The following is a 17,245-nucleotide window of genomic DNA, read 5'->3' as shown; positions in this document are numbered from 1 at the left end:
TACTTCATCAAGAAGCGCCGGATTACGAACCCTAATATAATAAATATGCCCTATGACAAGTATTCCGGTTGGAGCATAGGATTTCCGCTTACCCGGGTGTCTGGAATGCTCAACCTGATAGTTAATGAGACGCCGTGGGACGATGAAATGGTAGTGAAGGCCGCCTTTGATGCCGCTGAGGTGTTGAGGAGGGAGTACTCACTTATGGTCTTCGTGGAGATAAACAGCCATTTAACCGCGCCTATCCAGACAACCGAAGACCCAACCGTGGTGATAGGCGATAAAGAGATAAGGGTTGATCCGCTCAAGTCGTATGGGGAGCTCGTAGAGGAGATAATTCAGGCTGTCATAGAGAACGCAGCGCTGGGCGACTCTGGCCGCTCAGAGCTTGTCCTTGTCGGCACCCAGCAGCATCCCTCAGTAGCAGCTTAGCGACTTTTGGTAAACCTGGCTGGCGTGCTAATAATAGTGTTGCTGTGATTGCGCTGTTAAAAGAGATTGAAGACGTCCATAATTACATGAACCAAGAGAACTTGGCCATTAGGGCCTAAGCTGCCTTGGAGGGTTCCTGGCTAGGCCCCTGGCCTCTAATCTCCCTTATCACGATGCGGGTCCTATGAGGTATCTTAGAGGCTGCCCTCCTGAGAGCTTCCTTTATCTTGTCTAGGTCTGATGCTCTGCCGAACACATCAATTATTGCATCGCCTATATCAACGACGGCAGCCACACCGACGGGAGTTCCAAACGAGAGTCTCATGCCATCCTGGAGCCTGTCGGCGCCCGCAAAAGCCATCATCTTGTTCTCCCTTATAACCTGGTGTGGATAGGTCCTCACCACGAGGAAATAGTTCGGGTCCCCTACGGTCGTTGAAAGGTACTTAGAGGCCATTAACCTTGCGGACTCCAGCGCGTTAGACCTTATCTGGCCTCTCTCGAGCGAGATAAGCTGAACCCTCACCTCGTAGTTGCCCTGGACTGCCGGACTTCCAGCAGTGAACTTCGAGATCTTTGGCTGTGGAGCCCCATGTATATACTCTTTCCTAGTATAAGGCTGGCTAGTTATATGGGAATAGCAGCGGCCAGGCCTCATGGGCATAGTGCTTCGCCCTCCAGATAGCTTCCTTGGTTGGACTTTAAATATTAGTTTGAAGCCTGGTCTCATGGGTGTTTGACATGGCGTCAAAGGAGGAAGTGCTGAAAGTCCTTAATGAGCTGCTGCCTACCAAGGCAAAGGATATAGACGATAAGAACTTAGTTGACAAGGACGTCATAGATAGGCTTTCTTCGGCTGGAGCATTCAATGCAGTATCCCTTGGCATGAGGTCCGTATACGAGGTCGTGAGGGAGGCCTCTAAGTGGAGCCCGGCAGTGGCACACATAATAATGTCATCATCAACCGTCGCCCTCAGGTTTAAGGAGGAGGGCCACATATACTCAATCTGCATAACTGAGCCAGGGGGAGGCACCGACATAAAGGCTAACCTAAAGACCGTTGCCGAGGAGAAGGGCGACGAGGCTATTATTACTGGCGAAAAAGTCTTCGCTAGCAACGCGGCCTACGCGGACAGGTTCTTGGTACTTGCCAATGGCCCTAAGGGGCCAACTCTGTACATGGTCACAAGGGACCCCTCAGTTGAAGTTGAAGTCCAGGACCTCTTCACGTTCAGGGGCGCCGGAGTCTCGAGGGTCAAGTTCAACAGCTCTCACGGCATCAGGATTGGAACCCCAGGCAAAGGCATTAGGGAGGCGCTCGAGACCGTTAACTACGAAAGGCTGGGATACGGCATGATAGGCCTTGGCATAAAGGAGGGGGCCCTCGAGGAGGCGGGTTCCAAGGCGTTGAGAAAGGTCATATTCGGCAAGGAACTGGGGGAGTTTCAGGGCGTAAGGTGGATGTTAGCTGACCTGGAGATCAGGTCAAGGGCCCTCGACGCCCTTATAAGGGACGCCATAGACAAGGCGGAGAAGGGAGGCCTAGATCCATACGATGCCGCTATGGCAAAGCTGCTCGGGGCTGAGGTTGCGCAAAAGGCGACGTGGACCGCAATACAGATAATGGGCGGAACCGGCTTCTCAAGAGGATCAAGGCTCGAGTGGCTCGCGAGGGACGCCAGGATGCTTGACATAGGCGCAGGGGCCAGGGAGGTGCTCTATGACTTCATAGGCGACCTGGCCGTCAAGAAGTACAGAGGGGCCTGAACCCAGGTTCTAAGTCTTAATATTTAAAAGAGAAAAATTAATAAGTTTCCTTTGAAAAGTGCGACACGGGACTAGAAGTGGAAGGTAAAACCTTAAAGTATCTGAAAGCCTTAATTCAGTGCGCCTCAGTGCCGGACCCCGAGGTCTCCGCACAAATAATAGAGGTCCTACTCGACCGCAAGGAGATAAGCGTCAGGGATATTACAAAAGAGCTGAACGTCAGCTACCCGCTCGTCCTGAGGGTAATCAACGATCTGACGGGCCTGGGAATAGTGACCACCAGCAAGCTCAAGATAGAGGGAAGGGGGAGGCCGAGAAAGCTGGTCAAACTTAACGTTAACAAGTTACTTGCGATGCTCGACGAGTGCAGGAAGAGCCTCGACGAGGTCGAGAAGCTGATAGAGTCCAAAGCGAAGGAAGTTGAAGGACCTCAAACAGTCATGCAACAGAGCTGAGCGCATCTACGAACTCGCTGAGCGCTTTGTCCGGATCCGCGGCCTTCATTACAGCGCTTGCCAGCAGTATGCCGCTGGCGCCGAGTTGCACTGCACGTACGACGTCCTCCCTATACGTGATCCCAGCGCCGGCCAGCACAGGTATATCGGCCACTGCCTTTACGGCCTTAACGCCCTCAGTGATAACTTCAGGCCTGGCCTTGGAAACTGAGACCCCAGTGCCTATGAGCTCTGGCGGCTCAATTGCTATGTAGGTTGGCCTCAAGTAAGCCAGCCCAGCGGCCTCGCCAGGCGTGTCGGCGCAGGCCATAGTTTCTATGCCGTCCTTGGACGCCGTTTCGACAACCTTAGCTACGTCCCTGTAGATCATCTTGTGTTCACTGTGATTTACTAGAATGCCCCTAACTCCAAGCAGCCTAGCTGCCTTAGCTGGCAGGTAGCCCGTGTAAGCCCCGTAGTCCACGGGATCTGCATGCTCAATGTAGACGTCGTCGTAAATTTGGAGCACCTTTGATGCAATCGCAGCAGGCACTATGAGAATAACCCGGACGTTGCCGTATCTTGAGGAGGCCTTTGACGCCTCCCTAGCTATCTCCAGCGACTTCTCATTAAATGCGGTCTCGTATGCCTTAAAATTTACGGCGAAGACCAGCCTAGGCATGCCCGGTCACAAGTTAGGAGCGGGCTCCCTTCCTAAAAAGGGCATGTAGATCTTCCAAGTCATGTTAGCGTGTCAGGCCGTCACTCCAGCAGGTCCTCATGCTTTACGATGGGCCTATATCCTAGGTCAAACGGCCTGAACCTGCCCTCAAGGCGCTTTAGTACGTCGGGCAGCGTTGTATATTCCATCTCTTCAGGACCTAGCCTGTGCGGCATGAAGGGGCCGTGCCTTCTCATGTAATCTGCGATCTCCGCTGCCTGCCTCCTGACCTCGTCAAAGGCCACATCATCAAAGAGGTCTGTTGGGCCCACAAGCCTGCCAGCTTTTATATTGAAGCCAAGTCCAAGTACCCTTGGAGGCCCGTCAAACCTTGTCATCTTAGCATCCTTAAGGCCAACTGGCATAAGTGGGCCGAAGTGGCTGCCGCGCATCCAGCCGGCCACCAGGTGAGGGAACGAGAAGGCCTCAAGCGCCTCCCCGAGCGCGGGGAAGCCTGACTGAAGCCTAACTATCATAACTGGGTCGTCCTTGCCTATATATTTGCCCGCTATTAGGTTAAGCCTCTCCGAGCTGACCACGGCCGCCGGCTCTCCATCTTTCCTATGGACGTACTTTATGACGTACCTTGACGTGGTGCCTATGAGTGCCAACAGGTCGTAGAGCTCCTCAGGCGTCGACAGGTCAACCGCCTTGCCCTCGTAAAGGTCTAGCACCGTGAACACAAAGCCGCTGTGCATCTTAGGGTCTATTACAAGCCCTGCGGTGTTAAACGGGTCAGCAAAGATCTTGTAGAGAGGCAGGTTAAAGGCGCTTGGCTCCGTCTTGTCAGCCATAAAAATAGCTACGGGCTCTGAAGGCCTCTCGTTAAACTCCAGCTCCGCGACCCCCGGCCCCAGCCCCCTGACGTTACCGCTGAAGGTGTCGCTTAGCAGGTCCTGGCCGGCAGCATATAGGCCCAGGTCCTTAGCCACGGACGTTGCCTCCTTAAATGCGCTCCACGCAAGCTCGTGAACCTGAGGATCATTAACGCCCCTGAAGTGCGTCATTATGAGCTGAATATCGTCGCCTATCGCGGTCACGTAAAAGTCCGCTATTATACCCTTCTTCTTGCCCTCGGCCAGGACCCTTGAGGCGGCAAGAAGGGTGTCTGGATGTGCTTTATGATGCCCAGCTATGCTTCCGATGTCGGCCTTTATCACGCTCAGGGTAGTCTTTGTTCCGCCAGACGACACTAGAATCCCCATGAATGCGGTGCGGGTCACCCTTATATTTCTATTTTTGAAACATGAGATCCATGATATCTAAAATTCCAAAAGTAACGTTGCCTGGCATTTCGCCAACTGCATGAGTTAATGCTGCTACCAGGGAACCGACTTAAGCCTCAACTTATAGGCGGCCCAGTTTGTCGCGCGGTGGAGCACGTATATTATGACGGCCCATATAAGCTCGGCATACACAGAAAACGTGACGCCGCCTATGTAGAGGAACAGCAGCGCGAAGATGTAAAAGCCCAGCTGGTCGAGGACTGGGGCTTCGGCCCCCCTTTCAAGTCCTGCTCTCCTCTTAATAAATGAGCCAAAGAGGTCGCCGCACATGGCGCCTGCTGAGGCCAGCGCGGCATAGGCTATGTGTTGAGGGCCCAGGAGCGGCCACTCTATGACCCCTACGAAGGTGCCGGAAGTTATGCCAGCCAGGAGGCCTCCCCAAGTCTTTCCATCGCCAAAAATCCTTCTGCCGTCAGGTAGCCTCTTTCCAAAGTCTATGGGTGGCGGCCCATGAAGCACAACTGGGGCTCCGTTGGCAACCATTGCTGGCGCTATATACTCTAATAACAGCAGCAGCGAAAATGTCAGGCCACCCATTCAACACCCTCCTTCTTCAGCTCAAATATGAGCGTGTTAATGAACGGCTTGATAAAGGTTAGAGCCACGCAGGGTCCCCTCTTACATGTTATCCTCTCTGTGTAAGCTATGGCGTCAGCCCACGGCAGGACCCACCTCCCGAGGGACATCTCGAACTCGCCGCCCTCCACATCGGCTATCTGGCCTACTGCGAAGCCCCCTACCTGCCTTAGTACTGCCGAGACGAAAGAGAGCAGCCTGAGAGGGTAGTCCCCCTGCAGCGATCTGAAGGGCCAGTTTATGGAGTCTACTATTATCTTCACGCCCTCGGATGCGGCCTTGACAACCTCGTTTACCAGCTGGTCAGCCGTTAATATTGTCATGTAGGGCACGCACGTCACTACGTTCCTTGCGTAGGACAGGGTGCCTGGCTCCGTGGCCAGAAGCCTCACGTTATGACCATCTGACATCAAGTGCCTGGCTACCTCGAAGGCTAACCTGGTTTTTCCAGTGCCAAAGGGGCCGTAAACCACTACAAACCTGCCAATATCAATAAGCTCAGAAAGCTCCCTGGGAAGAGGCGAGAGGGGCTTGCAGGGGCCGCTCACTGGCCCTCATTCTCCTCGCCGCCCTGCCCTTCTGAGCTCTCGCCCGCCTCCTCTGTAACTACTAGGCCACCCGCCTCCTTAACCTTCTGGACGGCCTTCTCACTTGCCATAGGCACTATTACCTTGACCTTGCTTGTCAGCTTTCCCCTTCCGAGCAGCTTCTCGTAGCCCATTGCCTTAAGGTCGACAACTACAAGCCCATCCTCTGTCTTGGCCTGGCCCTTAGCAGTTAGGCCGGCCACCAACCTCTCGAGGCCCTCCAAGTCTATAGTGTTGAGCTCGCCTCTGCTTGTAGGGTTCCTGAAGCCCCTTGTGCCAAACCAGTCCGGAGCATACTTGAGCATCCAGCTCTTCTTATGTTTGCCCATGCCAGCGGCTCCTCTGCCCCCCTTCTTGCCGGTCTTCCTGTGCTGCCCTATGCGGCCCCAGCCCATTGAGCGGGTCCTTCCCCTTAGCTTCCTCACCTTCTTACGGGCCCTTGGTATCGTCCAGGTCATGTTTGCTCAGCCCTCTACCACACTAAGGAAAGGGGATTAAAAAGCTAGGAGCTCAGAACATCCTGAGAACTAAGTCATTTATCTCCTTGCCGCGGTAGCCCAGCTCTCCAGCAGGGTACAGCTTCTTAACTGACCTCTTAAAGCCGCCGCTGGGCGGGTGAAGCCTGAAGAAGGGCTTAACTCCCACCTCATCCAGTTTATAGTACTTAATTTCATTGTTTGTAACCTTCTCTGCAAGCTCCCTTATGCCGCTGAGCTTGAGCCGCTCCTTGACCCACTCATCAGTTATCGGCTTATCCCCCACCAGCCTGCCCCTCTTTGCTATCAGGCTGGCCAGAACGTCTGGCGAGACCTCACCCCAAGTAATAGCTGGCTGGGCCCTCCTCAGCATCTCCTTTATGCCCTGCATGTCGTCAGGGTAAACTACAGCCGTAAATATCCTCCTCAGCCTCAGCTCATTAAGCGTTGCCCTGACCTCAGGCCTCTGGTCAGGCTCGCCCCTTATCCTTATAATAAGGTAGGCCACCTCCGCTCACCTCGTCCAGTCCTGGTAGGTGACCACCTTGTAGGTGTTACGGAGCGCCATGTATACAGCCCTTGCGAAGTTATACGTTGTCCTGGTCTCGCCGAACGTCTGAGACCACACGTCCCTGATGCCTGCCATTGAGAGCACTACCTTAGCTATGTTGCCGGCCACAAGGCCCGTGCCCTTGGGCGCTGGCTTGAGTATGACCTTCACGCTCCCGCTCTTGCCCTCTACAGTGAAGGGCACACTATGGGGCTCTCCGCACGTGCACTCCCAGCTGCCACAGCCTCTCCTAACCGGCGTTATGTTAAGCTTGGCATTCCTGACAGCCTTGTCTAGGGCCTCCCTGAGCTGTCTGGCCTTCCCCTTTCCTATACCAACGTAGCCATCCCTGTTGCCTACTACAACTACCACCCTGAACCTCGTGACCCTTCCAGCGTCGGTCATCTTCTGGACGTGGGATATGTCTAGCACCTCTGTCTGCAGGTTTGGCAGTAGGACATCAACTATCTCCGGCTCCAATATGGGCAGGTTTCTCCTGAATATCTCGTCTATGGACGCTATTTTGCCCTCCTTGACCAGCTGGCCCACCTTAGTCTTCGGCACCCACTCCTCAGCCTGAGGAGCGCTCGGGCCTGGCGCACTCGTCTGCTTGCTCACTTCTCCATCACCGCCTGCTCAGCTCCTCCGGCAGCCTCCAGGACAGTCTTGTAGGCCTTCTTTATATTTTCTAGGACTTCATCGAAGTTCTTCGGTATCTCCTCAGGTGGCAGCCTGGTCAGCTGTGCCGAGAAGAGCCTCTTGTACTTCTCTGGGTCGTTCTTGCTCAGCTCAGCAGCATATGATGCCACGTGCTCACACCTTATTCTCTCCTCTGAGGGTAGAACTTCGTCGCTGTGCGGCACATGCACGCCAGCGTCCAGAGCGCCCTTAAGGGCGGCGAATACCCTGCCTCCTAGCGTTGGCCTGTGAAGGCCTATGTCCAGCACGGCCTCCTTAACGCCCTTCTCCAGGGCCCTTGCTGCGGCGAGGAAACCTGTCAAGTAAGCGGCGCACTCGCTCTTGCCACTGCCCTTCCAGCCATAAAGCTTGGTTAGCTCCCTTGAATGCGCCGCCGCTATGACACGGTCCCCTTTAAGGTCAAACTGAATGAACTGCACCCATATGTACTTATTTGATATCCTGACCACCATCCTTGGCTTCCTTGAACTGAGAAGCGCAAACCTCTTGTAGTAGTCGGTCTTGCCCTCCCTCCTTCTCCTAAGCGGGACCCTGTAATTAGGGCCTCCCTTCACTTAGCCCCACCTCCCTTAATCATACCAGCGGACTCGGCGTACCTCCTTAGGTCTGAGAGGCTTGCAAACCTGTTGCCCTTAATAAGCGTGTAGAGAGTCCTGTAGTCCTTCCTGCTCAGCATACCATGGTCCCTCAGCCACCTTATGTAAGCCCTCATCTTGCGGACCTTGTTGACCCACATGGTCTCTGGATCCCTGCGCGAGAACGCAGTTCCCTTCCTCTTTCCAGGGCCCCTTCTGTGGCCCTCGGACCTCTTCCCCTTCCTCTCAAGCCATCTATGGGCGTTTCCTTTGGCGGGGAGTACCTTTATAAGTCCCCTGCTTATCAGCGACCTGACGTCATCCTTTGTGACAGCTCCTTCTATATCCTCCCTGTCCTCGGGGTTTGGACTTATCCATATGCGGCTCTCGCCGACGCCCAGTATCTCAGCCGCCAGCCTCCTCTGAAGCCTGTAGTCCACGGTCACTCACCACCATTAGCTACCCTGAAGCCCCTCCTCCTGAGCTCCTCAAGCAGCTGGAGCCTCTTCCTCAGCCCGACCTTAGCAGAAATATAAACTATGTGAGTGCTTGGGCTGAGGCCTTCAATGTCCTTTATAGAGGACACCACGGCCGGTATAAGTCCTGAGGGGTGCCTTCCCCTGATCTCGGAGCTAGAGCCGTAGCCCACCTTAACAAGCCTTCCAAAACCCTTCATCTGAAGCCTCAGCTTGTTGTCTATCCCCTTCGGTTTACGCCATGACTCATCTATTCTCTTCAGGCGCCACGAGAGGTACCTTATAAAGTGAAGCCTCAGCTTCCTCCTTATGAGGGCCTGCGCCCTTCTCCTCTCCTTGAGCTGCTCTGGGACCTTTGGCTGCTCCGAGGCCATCAGCTGGCCACCTCCCTTGAGTATATGAATATGCCGTCCATGAACTTCCTGCGGTCAAAGTCAGTTATATGCGTTGCTCTCTCGATATTAGCCGCAGTCTGGCCCACCGCCTCCACATCGCTTCCTTCAACTATTATGTCCTGCCCCTGCACCTTCACTGTGACACCGGGCATTATTGTGGCGTAGCGCGGGGCCTTCTCTCCAAGGAAGTTGCTTATAACTACCCTGCTCTTCTCAACTTTGACAGTTATAGGGAAGTGAGTTGATATTATCTTAAGTTTATACCTGAAGCCCTTGGAAACTCCGGTTATCATGTTCTTTATGTGCGCGGCCACAGTACCTACTAGCGCCTTAGTTCTAGTATCTGCGAGCCTGGCCTCCACTATAACCTTGTTGTTTTCAAGCCTCAGTTCTACCCCTCTGGCATGGGAGAAGTCCTTCTGAACCTCGCCCTTGGGACCCTTCACAGTGACCTTAAGGCCCTCTATCCTCACCGTCACGCCCTGCGGGACCTCGACCTCCCTCTTGACGTAGAGCGCTTTTGGCAACTTTCAGCACCTACCTATCAGCTCCTCGCTCCCTTGGCTGAGATCTGCTTTTTAAGCATTCTAAGCCTTCTCGAGCTTCTCCCTGACAGCCGCCTCCAGTTCCTCAAGCCTTATTACCTGGTACCCTGGGAGGGGCTTTTCGACCTTGCCAAGCACGACAACCCTGTCAGGGTCCTCCTCCTTTCTCTTCCTAAAGAGCCTGACCTTGAGGTAGCCCTTGCCCTTTCCCATGAATATGAAGACTACCTTGTTCCTCCTGTCTCCCATGCCTTCGCACCAGGCTTGAAGGGGTCTGGACGATTTAAAAGGCTAAGGAGTCGCTCACTCGCCTATAGCTATCTTGTAGGCGTTCTTTATTGCCTCCTCGAGGGACCTGGCGTAGACAACTTTGCCCCCTGTTATGTTAGCAAGCTTAGTCATTTGGTCGGACTTAACGTGCTGGGAATTACCTATCACTAGAAAGTCGACCCTCATGCCGCTGGACTTGGCAAGGAACTGGACCTCGTCGGGTCCAGGTCCCTCGTTGAAGTCGCCGTCACTTATTACTATGAGCCTCCTTGAGTAGCCAGGCGGCGAGTCCTTGAACATGTAAAACGCGTCCTTCACAGCCATGCTTAGATTTGTAGCTTTGCCTGAGACCTTTATTGAGTTGACCGCCTCCTCGAGCTCTTCTACGCTGTCCGTAAGATCCATCACTGGGAAGGAGTTGCCATAGAAAGAGATCACGCCAACCAACGTTGGAATGCCGCTCCCCACAACGCTCCTAATTATTACAATAGCGCTCCTCTTTGCGGCCTCCAGCCGATTAGGCTTCACGTCTTTGAGCATCATGCTGGCGCTGCTATCTATGGCTATTACTAGTGCGAGACCTAGGCCCTTTGGGGAGGTTTTGGCGCTCAATACTCAAGTACCTTAGTTCTTTACTGTAACATCGCAGTAATAAGCCTTAAAGGGGTAGGTCTCATGGCTATCTACTAGCCTATGAAGTCCTTGGGGACCATAAAGGGTATTGTGGCCATCTTCATCACAAGTTCTTTGAAGTAATTATTGTTTACAAGTCCCTGGGATCTGGCGTAGGACAGAAGAGAGAGCGTAGGGACTGCAGGAACCCCATAGGATCTTGAAACCTGCCTAGTCTTAGCATCGTCGCTAACTAAAATGCCATTTAACTTCTTAGCTATGTAAATTGAGTGGGCCTCCTGAAGCGATATGCCGTTCCTCCTGGAGAATTCCATGAGCGACTTGTTTATGCTGACTACGTCGAAGCTACTTAACGTGTATGCAACGCCCTTAGCCTTGGAGAGCCTCAGGACCAAAGCCTTAGCCCTTTCCATAGTCTTAGACGATATGGAGAGTTTCTTGCCCAGCTGCGACACGAGGTCAACCGCGTTCAGCTCAAGCATCGCATAAAGGGACGAGAGGTCGAAGGTTATCGAGCCCCTAGACTTCAGCTGCTCCTCCCCCGATACAATCTCAGAAGCGTCGTCAGACCCAAGTAGCGGGGCGGTGTCCCTTGAGAGAAAGTACCACGTGAGTTCATCCACACTAAGGCCGCTTATCTCTACTGCCAGCTGAAAGCTGATGCTCCCGTTCTTGTATGCCCTAAGAGATATTTCTTTAAGGTCGTAGCTTTCTAGGAGCCTTCTTATGGCGTCCCTTATGGCTTCTGTCTTGCTTCCATAGATTCCAGCCTTTACCAGGGCCTCTAGCACCTCTTCAGTGAAGCCTGAAATCTCTATGTTAGTTACCAATACAGAGGGCCCTCTCAGAGGTTTACCTGAAGAACAAATAAGTTTAGCAGTTAGTAAGCTTCAAGTGGGGAAATTAGCATGACCTCGACCTCATCCCCAGCATCGTAGCCTTCCACGTTCTCATTAAGTACTAGTATTGCGTTAGCGTCCGTTAGCGTGGAGAGCACCCCTGACGCTGTTATCGCTAGGGGCTCAACCATGAGTTCCCCTCTTTCGTTGGGGTACACTCTCACCCTCAAGTAGGTCCTTATGCCCGCCACGTTAGCCACCCTTCTAGTTATCTTGCCCTTTACTATGGGCACCGGGTCCTCGGGGGTGCCTGTCATATGCCTCAGAGTCGGCCTTACAAACGTTATGTAGCCTGTAAGAGACGCCACTGGGAACCCTGAGAGCATGAAAACAGGCTTGCCGTTGATTATGCCGGCGCCCGTGGGCTTCCCAGGCCTCATCCTGACGCCGTTAAAAAGCACCTTGCCCATGCGAGCAACAACGTCGGGGACTAGATCGTAGGCCCCCAGGCTGGTGCCCCCCGTAGTTATAATGGCGTCGGCGACCCTCAGCCCCTCGGATATCTTTGACCTTATCATGTCAGCGTCGTCAGGCACCGTACCCATATCTATGGGCTCAAAGCCGTCCTGCCTAAGCAATGAAATCAGCATGGGCTTCGTGCTGTTTATTATTGTTCCCGGGGTGCCGGCGCGCGGGTCGTCCAGCTCCACTACCTCGCTGCCAGTGGAGAGAACGGCAACCTTTAACCTTCTGAATACCTTGATTTTCCTTATGCCCAGCGAGGCCAGGGCGCCTACATGCCATGGCTGAACCTTATAGCCCCTTCTAATCACTATCTTACCCTTAGTGAAGTCTTCGCCTTTTCTCGAGACGTTCATATATGGAGTCACCTGCCTTTTAACCTCGACATACTCCCCGACCCTGGACGCATCCTCGGCCATTACTACAGCATCAGCTCCTGGGGGCAGCGGCGCCCCGGTGTATATTGTTGCGGCCTCGCCCTCGCCAACCCGTGGGAGCCTTGATGGGTCATCACCAGCCTGAACTTCGCCCACAATCCTGAGCCTCACAGGGTTAAGGAGGGTAGCCCCGAGGGTGTCGGATGACCTCACAGCATAGCCGTCGACGGCGCTTCTATCAAAGGGCGGCACGTCCAACGGTGCTACCACGTCCTCAGCCACCGGCAGGCCTAAGGCGTCCTGTATGTTTACCTCTATTACATCTGGTGTTAAGTTTATATTATCTAGGATGCTCCTGAGCGCCTCGTCGACACTCACTAGCATCTTAAAGCCTTCCATGGTTCTCTTTACCGACATGATCTCTCCCCACGTTCTAAGTCTGGTAGGCTTTTTCCATCTGCGCTCTATATTCCCCTTTCCGCGCCCGCACTTTTCCTTCTCCTGCAAGAAGCCTAGACTTTAAGTTTATAAGGTTCAAGTGTTGAGGCTAGGCTTTGTTTACCCTACTAAAAACCATTAAGTTATTTTTTATGCTCACGCCATACCCAAGCTCTGACGCTATATTAAGGAGCACCTCCCTGCCAGCTCTGAGCTTCTGAAGCTTTGTATCAGCGCAGTAGTCCTTGTGAACACATGAGACGAAATCGAAGTTAAATCCAAATACCTTGACTTCGCTAGCCCCCATCTCCATGGATATAGCTATTGCCCTATCACCATCTGTGAACGCGCCTGAAGGGTACACGCAGTAGGGCGTGTAGACCTGCGACGTTAGGAGCAGCTTGCTCCTGGGAATCTCCTTAGCCAGCGACGAGGCCCTGTTCAGGTTGTCTCCATGTATGTGCAACAACACGTAGTCTGAGACCTCCACTGCCTGATAAAGCACCTGAGGGGATGAGTCTCCGTCTGTGGTGACCGCAAGGGGCCTGAGGCCCGCCTCGAGCAGTGAAATAATGCCGCCCTCGGGCGCCATTATTGTGTCGCAGCCCCTAATTTCATCTGGTGAGGCCAGGGGCCCCACCACGCAGACCTCCTTTCCGGAGACCCTTCTCATGATCTCAAGGAGCTTGGCGCACAGCTCGTCGCATGAAATAAAGCCATCAAAATGCATTGCACTGTTGAGCTCGTTAACCTCAGGATATCCTAACATCCTCTCAGCTATCTCCCTGTAGGCCCTGACCCCTACCTCTGCTCTTGCCAACAATTCCCTCAAGCTCGCGCAGTATTGCGTCAGCGGCGTCCACGTAGCTCCGTAATCCTCTGGTCGACCTCTCAACGCACCACCTGAGCCCCCTGGCATAGTCAACGTACCAGCTCTCGACAACTCCAGCCCTAGCTTTAGTTAGCAGGACTAATAACTCAACAAGGCATCCATAAGCTCTAGTATAGGGCACGTGAGGGCTCTCCACCTCTGTTAAGCTGCAACTGAAGGTCACCTCTTCAGGATACTCCTTCAGCCTCCGGTACTCGCACCTGTAGATGCCGCCCAGGCCTGAAAGCCTGGGGCAGCCGTCAGGTTCCCACTCAACCTCGTGTTCCAAGGAGTGGCTGACGCTTTTTACGAAGAGCAAGGGGTCAGACGGCGAAAGCAGCATTAAGGTCCCCCTGTCTGCAAGGAACCTAAGGAGGCCGGCGCTGCGGTACACGGAGAACGTCCTGTCATCGCCCCACAGGACGCCTAAAGGCATCGAGTACCTTGCGTCAACCGCGCATGGAAACGCTATGAACTCATAGTATGCGCCCTTTATCAACCCTTGCTCGCCCAAAACGCTTTAATCCCCTAGGCGAATAAGGGCTTGGTGGGAGTAGATATGGTAACCGTGGCTGACGTGCCGGCTGACAAGTTCATCGAGAGACTTGCGGCCAGGCTAAAGAACATTGAGCAGGTGAAGCCGCCAGAGTGGACGCTCTACGCTAAGACCGGCGTCTCAAGGGAGAGGCCCCCTGACGATCCAAACTGGTGGTACACGAGGGCCGCCTCAATACTGAGGAAGCTCTACCTCTCCGAGGAGCCAATAGGAGTTGGCGCCTTCAGGGTCATATATGGTGGCAGGAAGCGCAACGGCGTTAGGCCCGCGCACTTCGCTGAAGGAGGGGGAAGTAACATAAGGAGGATACTGCAGCAGCTGGAGCAGGCAGGCCTGGTCAAAAGCACAGGGCGCGGGAGGGTCTTAAGCCCCAAGGGACGCTCGCTCCTTGATGAGGTCGCCAAGGAAATAGCCAACGAGATAGTAAAGGAAAGGCCTGAGCTAGCTAAGTACTTCTAACAGATCCTGAGGAAAGCTCCGCCACAAGCTCCGCATATGTACGATTTACAACCTCGCCGCGTATATCAAGTGCCTTGATGGCCGCGCTCACGTCCTCATCTTTACCTCTTAGCGACTCCACCTCAACAAAGCACCCAAGCCCCTCTACATTGTCGAGCGTGAGCTCTACGTTACCTAGCCTTATGTAAGTCCTGGCCTTAGATACCCTTATGGCTGGTTCAAAGCCCAGCTGCCTCAGAAGCACATCGGGGTCAGAGCCCACGTCTACTATAACCTCCCTCCTTGCCTTGAACTGGCCTGCCTCCCTAGGTCCCTTATAGGTTATGGAGCGAGGGCTTCCGTTAACGTACCTGACCCTCAAAGCCTCATCGGAGACTTTAAGGTCCCTACAGGGATGTTGATAATAGACGTCGATTTCCTCTAAGGGTCCCTCCACCTTGCCGCCCGCCTGTATGGCCCTGTTGGCTATTAGTTCAAGCTGGCTGCAGGGCACCCTCAGCTTGACCTCCACCTCTACATGATCCAAGTAAATCGCCTCAGACGGACATTATCATCTTCTTGAGCCTGTCGCCCATCTGCTCATACCTCATGACGTCCTCACGGCTGAGGCTCGGCTTGACCCTCTTGAGCGCCTGCTCGAAGTGCTTCCACTCAACAGGGCCTGGCTCCAGCTTCTCCCTCAGCTTTGCAAAGACTGCCTCCCTTACGACGGCCGCTATGTCTGCTCCAGTGTAGCCCTCTGTCAGGTCGGCGAGCCTGTCTATGTCGACGTCGTTGGCAAGCGGCACCTTTCTGAGGTGCACCTTGAATATCTGCTTGCGGGACTCCCTGTCAGGCGGCGGCACGTAGATCACGCGGTCAAACCTCCCTGGCCTGAGGAGCGCGGGGTCCAGTATGTCGGGCCTGTTTGTTGCTGCCAGTATGACCACGTTAGAGAGCGGAACTATGCCGTCCATCTCTGTTAAGAGCTGGTTCACTATCCTGTCCGTGACCCCGCTGTCGAAGCTGTAGCCCCTCGCAGGCGCTATGGAATCTATCTCGTCAAAGAAAACCACGACAGGCGCCACCTCCCTCGCCCTCCTGAAGGTCTCCCTTATGGCCTTCTCGCTCTCGCCGACCCACTTGCTCAGCACCTCGGGCCCCCTTATGGCTATGAAGTTGGCCCCGCTCTCGGTGGCCACCGCCTTGGCAAGCATCGTCTTCCCGGTGCCCGGCGGGCCGAAGAGCAAGACCCCCTTGGGAGGCTCAATGCCCATCTTCTGGAACACGTCTGGGTGCTTAAGAGGCCACTCGACGACCTCCCTCAGCTCCTGTTTCACGTTGTCGAGGCCACCTATGTCGTCCCAGTGAACCTCTGGCACCTCCACGAAGACCTCACGTATGAGCGTTGGCCTGACCACCTTCATAGCCTCAAGGAAGTGCCTCCTGCTCACCTTGAGTGTCTCAAGGATCTCCTTCTTTATCTCCCCAGGCTTTGACAGGTCTACCTTGCCTGAGCTCATGAACTCCCTCACTGCAGCCATAGCGGCCTCCTTGGCCAACGCAGCTAAGTCGGCGCCGGTATAGCCCTTGGTGAGGTCTGCTATCTCTGCAAGATTTACATCGCTGTCAAGCGGCATGTTTCTCGTATGAACTTGAAGTATCTCAAGCCTTCCCTGCTTATCTGGCGGCCTGATCTCTATCTCCCTGTCAAACCTCCCAGGCCTCCTGAGGGCAGGGTCCAGGTCCTCGGGCCTGTTGGTGGCCCCTATTACTATCACCTTTCCTCTCTCCTGTATGCCGTCCATCAGCGTGAGGAGCTGGGCCACTACCCGCTTCTCAACCTCGCCTGTCACCTCCTCCCTCTTGGGCGCTATGGAATCTATCTCGTCAATGAAGATTATTGATGGCGCGTTCTCCTGCGCCTCCTTGAATACCTCCCTCAGCCTCTCCTCGCTCTCGCCGTAGAACTTGCTCATGATCTCGGGTCCATTTATTGCTATGAAGTAAGCGCCTATCTCATTAGCTAGCGCCTTAGCAAGTAACGTCTTGCCGGTGCCAGGCGGACCGTAAAGGAGTATTCCCTTGGGAGGCTCTATTCCGAGCCTCTGGAATATCTCAGGATGCTTCATGGGGAGCTCCACTATCTCCCTGATGCGCTGCTTCGCCTCCTCAAGGTCGCCTATGTCCTCCCATGTGACCCTAGTGCCCCTGCTCAACAATGGGTACTCTGAAGGCTTGACCGGCTCGTTCCTTATGATTATCTCCGTATCGTCAGTTACGTAAACTGGGTCTGAGGGGTTAGTGTTTACCACAGCCAACTGTATCTCGTCAGAGAGCGGCACCAGGTCACCCCTGATGAGGGGCTTACGTATGAGCTCATCCCTCAGATCCTCGGGCGACACGACCATGTTTATTGGAACGGCCCCGAAGAACGTCTGAACCGTGGCCTGGCCCACTGGGGCAAGCTCCACCCTGTGCGCCGGCTTAACGTTGTCAGCCCTCATGACCTCTACCTTGTCACCCACGCTAACCCCAAGGACTTGCCTCATGTGGCCGTCTATCCTTATTATGTCAGGGTTACTGTCGTCCCTGAGCGGCCACGCCACGCCGACCTCCTCTGCCTTAGAGCTCCTTATCAGCACGAAGTCTCCTGTCTCTATGCCGAGCCTCTCCATGGCCGAGTCGCTTATCCTCACGATCTTTCTTCCTGGCCTGTCGCTCCTGTAGGCTTCCTCCACAGTTAGCGTTACGCTCTGCGAGACCATTAATAAGCCCCTGA

24 protein-coding genes are annotated in these 17,245 nt (G+C 54.2%); 4 read left to right on the top strand and 20 right to left on the bottom strand.

The window, feature by feature from the left end:
• The first annotated feature begins 105 nt into the window (after nucleotides 1–105).
• Nucleotides 106–432, top strand: a complete 327-nt coding sequence (locus ASAC_RS06255; protein ID WP_013267151.1) for a PIN domain-containing protein — start codon at nucleotides 106–108, stop codon at nucleotides 430–432.
• A 115-nt stretch (nucleotides 433–547) separates the two neighbouring features.
• Here ASAC_RS06255 and ASAC_RS06250 read toward each other — a convergent pair whose 3' ends face one another.
• Complete coding sequence (locus ASAC_RS06250) at nucleotides 548–1,096, bottom strand: 50S ribosomal protein L16 (RefSeq protein WP_013267150.1); 549 nt, start codon at nucleotides 1,094–1,096, stop codon at nucleotides 548–550.
• Between the two features lie 77 nt (nucleotides 1,097–1,173).
• Here ASAC_RS06250 and ASAC_RS06245 point away from each other — a divergent pair, with 77 nt between their 5' ends.
• Both ASAC_RS06245 and ASAC_RS06240 read left to right on the top strand, forming a co-directional pair.
• On the top strand, nucleotides 1,174–2,199 hold the full coding sequence (locus tag ASAC_RS06245; protein WP_148217191.1) for an acyl-CoA dehydrogenase family protein: 1,026 nt from the start codon (nucleotides 1,174–1,176) through the stop codon (nucleotides 2,197–2,199).
• A 128-nt stretch (nucleotides 2,200–2,327) separates the two neighbouring features.
• On the top strand, nucleotides 2,328–2,654 hold the full coding sequence (locus ASAC_RS06240) for a helix-turn-helix domain-containing protein (protein WP_013267148.1): 327 nt from the start codon (nucleotides 2,328–2,330) through the stop codon (nucleotides 2,652–2,654).
• On the opposite strand, the gene ASAC_RS06235 is transcribed toward ASAC_RS06240, so the two are convergent.
• From ASAC_RS06235 to ASAC_RS06155, 17 genes are all read right to left on the bottom strand, one after another.
• On the bottom strand, nucleotides 2,638–3,315 hold the full coding sequence (locus tag ASAC_RS06235; RefSeq protein ID WP_013267147.1) for a triose-phosphate isomerase: 678 nt from the start codon (nucleotides 3,313–3,315) through the stop codon (nucleotides 2,638–2,640). The genes ASAC_RS06240 and ASAC_RS06235 overlap by 17 nt on opposite strands.
• Before the next feature lie 80 nt (nucleotides 3,316–3,395).
• Nucleotides 3,396–4,559 (bottom strand): fructose-1,6-bisphosphate aldolase/phosphatase, encoded by a 1,164-nt coding sequence (gene fbp / locus ASAC_RS06230; RefSeq protein WP_048812866.1) that lies wholly within the window; start codon nucleotides 4,557–4,559, stop codon nucleotides 3,396–3,398.
• Between the two features lie 114 nt (nucleotides 4,560–4,673).
• Entirely contained in the window at nucleotides 4,674–5,177 is a 504-nt protein-coding gene (locus ASAC_RS06225) for a CDP-2,3-bis-(O-geranylgeranyl)-sn-glycerol synthase (protein WP_013267145.1), read from the bottom strand.
• Nucleotides 5,165–5,764: a DEAD/DEAH box helicase family protein gene (locus tag ASAC_RS06220; RefSeq protein WP_013267144.1), complete on the bottom strand. Its 600-nt coding sequence runs from the start codon at nucleotides 5,762–5,764 to the stop codon at nucleotides 5,165–5,167. Before ASAC_RS06220 ends, ASAC_RS06225 begins: the two co-directional genes overlap by 13 nt.
• Nucleotides 5,761–6,261, bottom strand: coding sequence for an uL15 family ribosomal protein (locus ASAC_RS06215; RefSeq protein ID WP_013267143.1), 501 nt, complete (start codon nucleotides 6,259–6,261; stop codon nucleotides 5,761–5,763). The genes ASAC_RS06220 and ASAC_RS06215 overlap by 4 nt, the downstream gene beginning before the upstream one ends.
• 52 nt (nucleotides 6,262–6,313) lie before the next feature.
• Complete coding sequence (locus tag ASAC_RS06210; RefSeq protein ID WP_013267142.1) at nucleotides 6,314–6,787, bottom strand: 50S ribosomal protein L30; 474 nt, start codon at nucleotides 6,785–6,787, stop codon at nucleotides 6,314–6,316.
• Between the two features lie 6 nt (nucleotides 6,788–6,793).
• Complete coding sequence (locus ASAC_RS06205) at nucleotides 6,794–7,447, bottom strand: 30S ribosomal protein S5 (protein WP_048812865.1); 654 nt, start codon at nucleotides 7,445–7,447, stop codon at nucleotides 6,794–6,796.
• Complete coding sequence (locus tag ASAC_RS06200; protein ID WP_013267140.1) at nucleotides 7,444–8,082, bottom strand: 50S ribosomal protein L18; 639 nt, start codon at nucleotides 8,080–8,082, stop codon at nucleotides 7,444–7,446. Before ASAC_RS06200 ends, ASAC_RS06205 begins: the two co-directional genes overlap by 4 nt.
• On the bottom strand, nucleotides 8,079–8,543 hold the full coding sequence (locus tag ASAC_RS06195; protein ID WP_048813027.1) for a 50S ribosomal protein L19e: 465 nt from the start codon (nucleotides 8,541–8,543) through the stop codon (nucleotides 8,079–8,081). Before ASAC_RS06195 ends, ASAC_RS06200 begins: the two co-directional genes overlap by 4 nt.
• A 2-nt stretch (nucleotides 8,544–8,545) precedes the next feature.
• A complete protein-coding gene (locus ASAC_RS06190) occupies nucleotides 8,546–8,953 on the bottom strand; it encodes a 50S ribosomal protein L32e (protein ID WP_013267138.1) in 408 nt (135 codons plus the stop codon).
• Nucleotides 8,953–9,501 carry a 50S ribosomal protein L6 gene (locus ASAC_RS06185; protein WP_013267137.1) on the bottom strand — a complete coding sequence of 183 codons (549 nt, stop codon included), beginning with the start codon at nucleotides 9,499–9,501 and terminating at the stop codon, nucleotides 8,953–8,955. The genes ASAC_RS06190 and ASAC_RS06185 overlap by 1 nt, the downstream gene beginning before the upstream one ends.
• A 60-nt stretch (nucleotides 9,502–9,561) precedes the next feature.
• Nucleotides 9,562–9,768: a DUF5622 domain-containing protein gene (locus ASAC_RS06180; protein WP_013267136.1), complete on the bottom strand. Its 207-nt coding sequence runs from the start codon at nucleotides 9,766–9,768 to the stop codon at nucleotides 9,562–9,564.
• Nucleotides 9,769–9,822: 54 nt separating this feature from the next.
• Entirely contained in the window at nucleotides 9,823–10,401 is a 579-nt protein-coding gene (locus ASAC_RS06175; protein WP_048812864.1) for a vWA domain-containing protein, read from the bottom strand.
• Nucleotides 10,402–10,475: 74 nt separating this feature from the next.
• Complete coding sequence (locus ASAC_RS07905; protein WP_013267134.1) at nucleotides 10,476–11,252, bottom strand: PIN domain-containing protein; 777 nt, start codon at nucleotides 11,250–11,252, stop codon at nucleotides 10,476–10,478.
• Nucleotides 11,253–11,302: 50 nt separating this feature from the next.
• Entirely contained in the window at nucleotides 11,303–12,577 is a 1,275-nt protein-coding gene (locus tag ASAC_RS06165; RefSeq protein ID WP_013267133.1) for a molybdopterin molybdotransferase MoeA, read from the bottom strand.
• 130 nt (nucleotides 12,578–12,707) lie between these two features.
• Nucleotides 12,708–13,418 (bottom strand): hypothetical protein, encoded by a 711-nt coding sequence (locus tag ASAC_RS06160; RefSeq protein ID WP_013267132.1) that lies wholly within the window; start codon nucleotides 13,416–13,418, stop codon nucleotides 12,708–12,710.
• The gene (locus ASAC_RS06155; RefSeq protein WP_013267131.1) at nucleotides 13,372–13,968 is read right to left on the bottom strand and encodes a PNPOx family protein; all 597 of its coding nucleotides are present in this window, start codon (nucleotides 13,966–13,968) and stop codon (nucleotides 13,372–13,374) included. Before ASAC_RS06155 ends, ASAC_RS06160 begins: the two co-directional genes overlap by 47 nt.
• A gap of 60 nt (nucleotides 13,969–14,028) precedes the next feature.
• Between ASAC_RS06155 and ASAC_RS06150 the strand changes: the two genes are divergently transcribed.
• Nucleotides 14,029–14,484, top strand: a complete 456-nt coding sequence (locus tag ASAC_RS06150) for a 30S ribosomal protein S19e (protein WP_013267130.1) — start codon at nucleotides 14,029–14,031, stop codon at nucleotides 14,482–14,484.
• On the opposite strand, the gene cyaB is transcribed toward ASAC_RS06150, so the two are convergent.
• Together cyaB and ASAC_RS06140 are read right to left on the bottom strand one after the other, a co-directional pair.
• Nucleotides 14,471–15,010 (bottom strand): class IV adenylate cyclase, encoded by a 540-nt coding sequence (gene cyaB, locus ASAC_RS06145; protein WP_013267129.1) that lies wholly within the window; start codon nucleotides 15,008–15,010, stop codon nucleotides 14,471–14,473. The two genes, ASAC_RS06150 and cyaB, sit on opposite strands and share 14 nt — an antisense overlap.
• A gap of 10 nt (nucleotides 15,011–15,020) precedes the next feature.
• Nucleotides 15,021–17,231: a CDC48 family AAA ATPase gene (locus ASAC_RS06140; protein WP_013267128.1), complete on the bottom strand. Its 2,211-nt coding sequence runs from the start codon at nucleotides 17,229–17,231 to the stop codon at nucleotides 15,021–15,023.
• Between the last annotated feature and the right edge of the window lie 14 nt (nucleotides 17,232–17,245).

Origin of the sequence: Acidilobus saccharovorans 345-15 (assembly GCF_000144915.1) — an archaeon.
GTDB classification, from domain to species: domain Archaea; phylum Thermoproteota; class Thermoprotei_A; order Sulfolobales; family Acidilobaceae; genus Acidilobus; species Acidilobus saccharovorans.
Note: the sequence above shows the minus strand (reverse complement) of the source record. Positions and strands in the feature narration are given on the sequence as shown.

Coding starts and splice junctions, on each gene's coding strand:
- ASAC_RS06235 (WP_013267147.1), bottom strand. CDS start 3,315: ATGCCTAGGCTGGTCTTCGCCGTAAATTTTAAGGCATACGAGACCGCA.
- ASAC_RS06255 (WP_013267151.1), top strand. CDS start 106: ATGCTCAACCTGATAGTTAATGAGACGCCGTGGGACGATGAAATGGTA.
- ASAC_RS06150 (WP_013267130.1), top strand. CDS start 14,029: ATGGTAACCGTGGCTGACGTGCCGGCTGACAAGTTCATCGAGAGACTT.
- ASAC_RS06245 (WP_148217191.1), top strand. CDS start 1,174: ATGGCGTCAAAGGAGGAAGTGCTGAAAGTCCTTAATGAGCTGCTGCCT.
- ASAC_RS06250 (WP_013267150.1), bottom strand. CDS start 1,096: ATGCCCATGAGGCCTGGCCGCTGCTATTCCCATATAACTAGCCAGCCT.
- ASAC_RS06180 (WP_013267136.1), bottom strand. CDS start 9,768: ATGGGAGACAGGAGGAACAAGGTAGTCTTCATATTCATGGGAAAGGGC.
- ASAC_RS06190 (WP_013267138.1), bottom strand. CDS start 8,953: ATGGCCTCGGAGCAGCCAAAGGTCCCAGAGCAGCTCAAGGAGAGGAGA.
- ASAC_RS06225 (WP_013267145.1), bottom strand. CDS start 5,177: ATGGGTGGCCTGACATTTTCGCTGCTGCTGTTATTAGAGTATATAGCG.
- ASAC_RS06140 (WP_013267128.1), bottom strand. CDS start 17,231: ATGGTCTCGCAGAGCGTAACGCTAACTGTGGAGGAAGCCTACAGGAGC.
- ASAC_RS06165 (WP_013267133.1), bottom strand. CDS start 12,577: ATGTCGGTAAAGAGAACCATGGAAGGCTTTAAGATGCTAGTGAGTGTC.
- ASAC_RS06215 (WP_013267143.1), bottom strand. CDS start 6,261: ATGACCTGGACGATACCAAGGGCCCGTAAGAAGGTGAGGAAGCTAAGG.
- fbp (WP_048812866.1), bottom strand. CDS start 4,559: ATGGGGATTCTAGTGTCGTCTGGCGGAACAAAGACTACCCTGAGCGTG.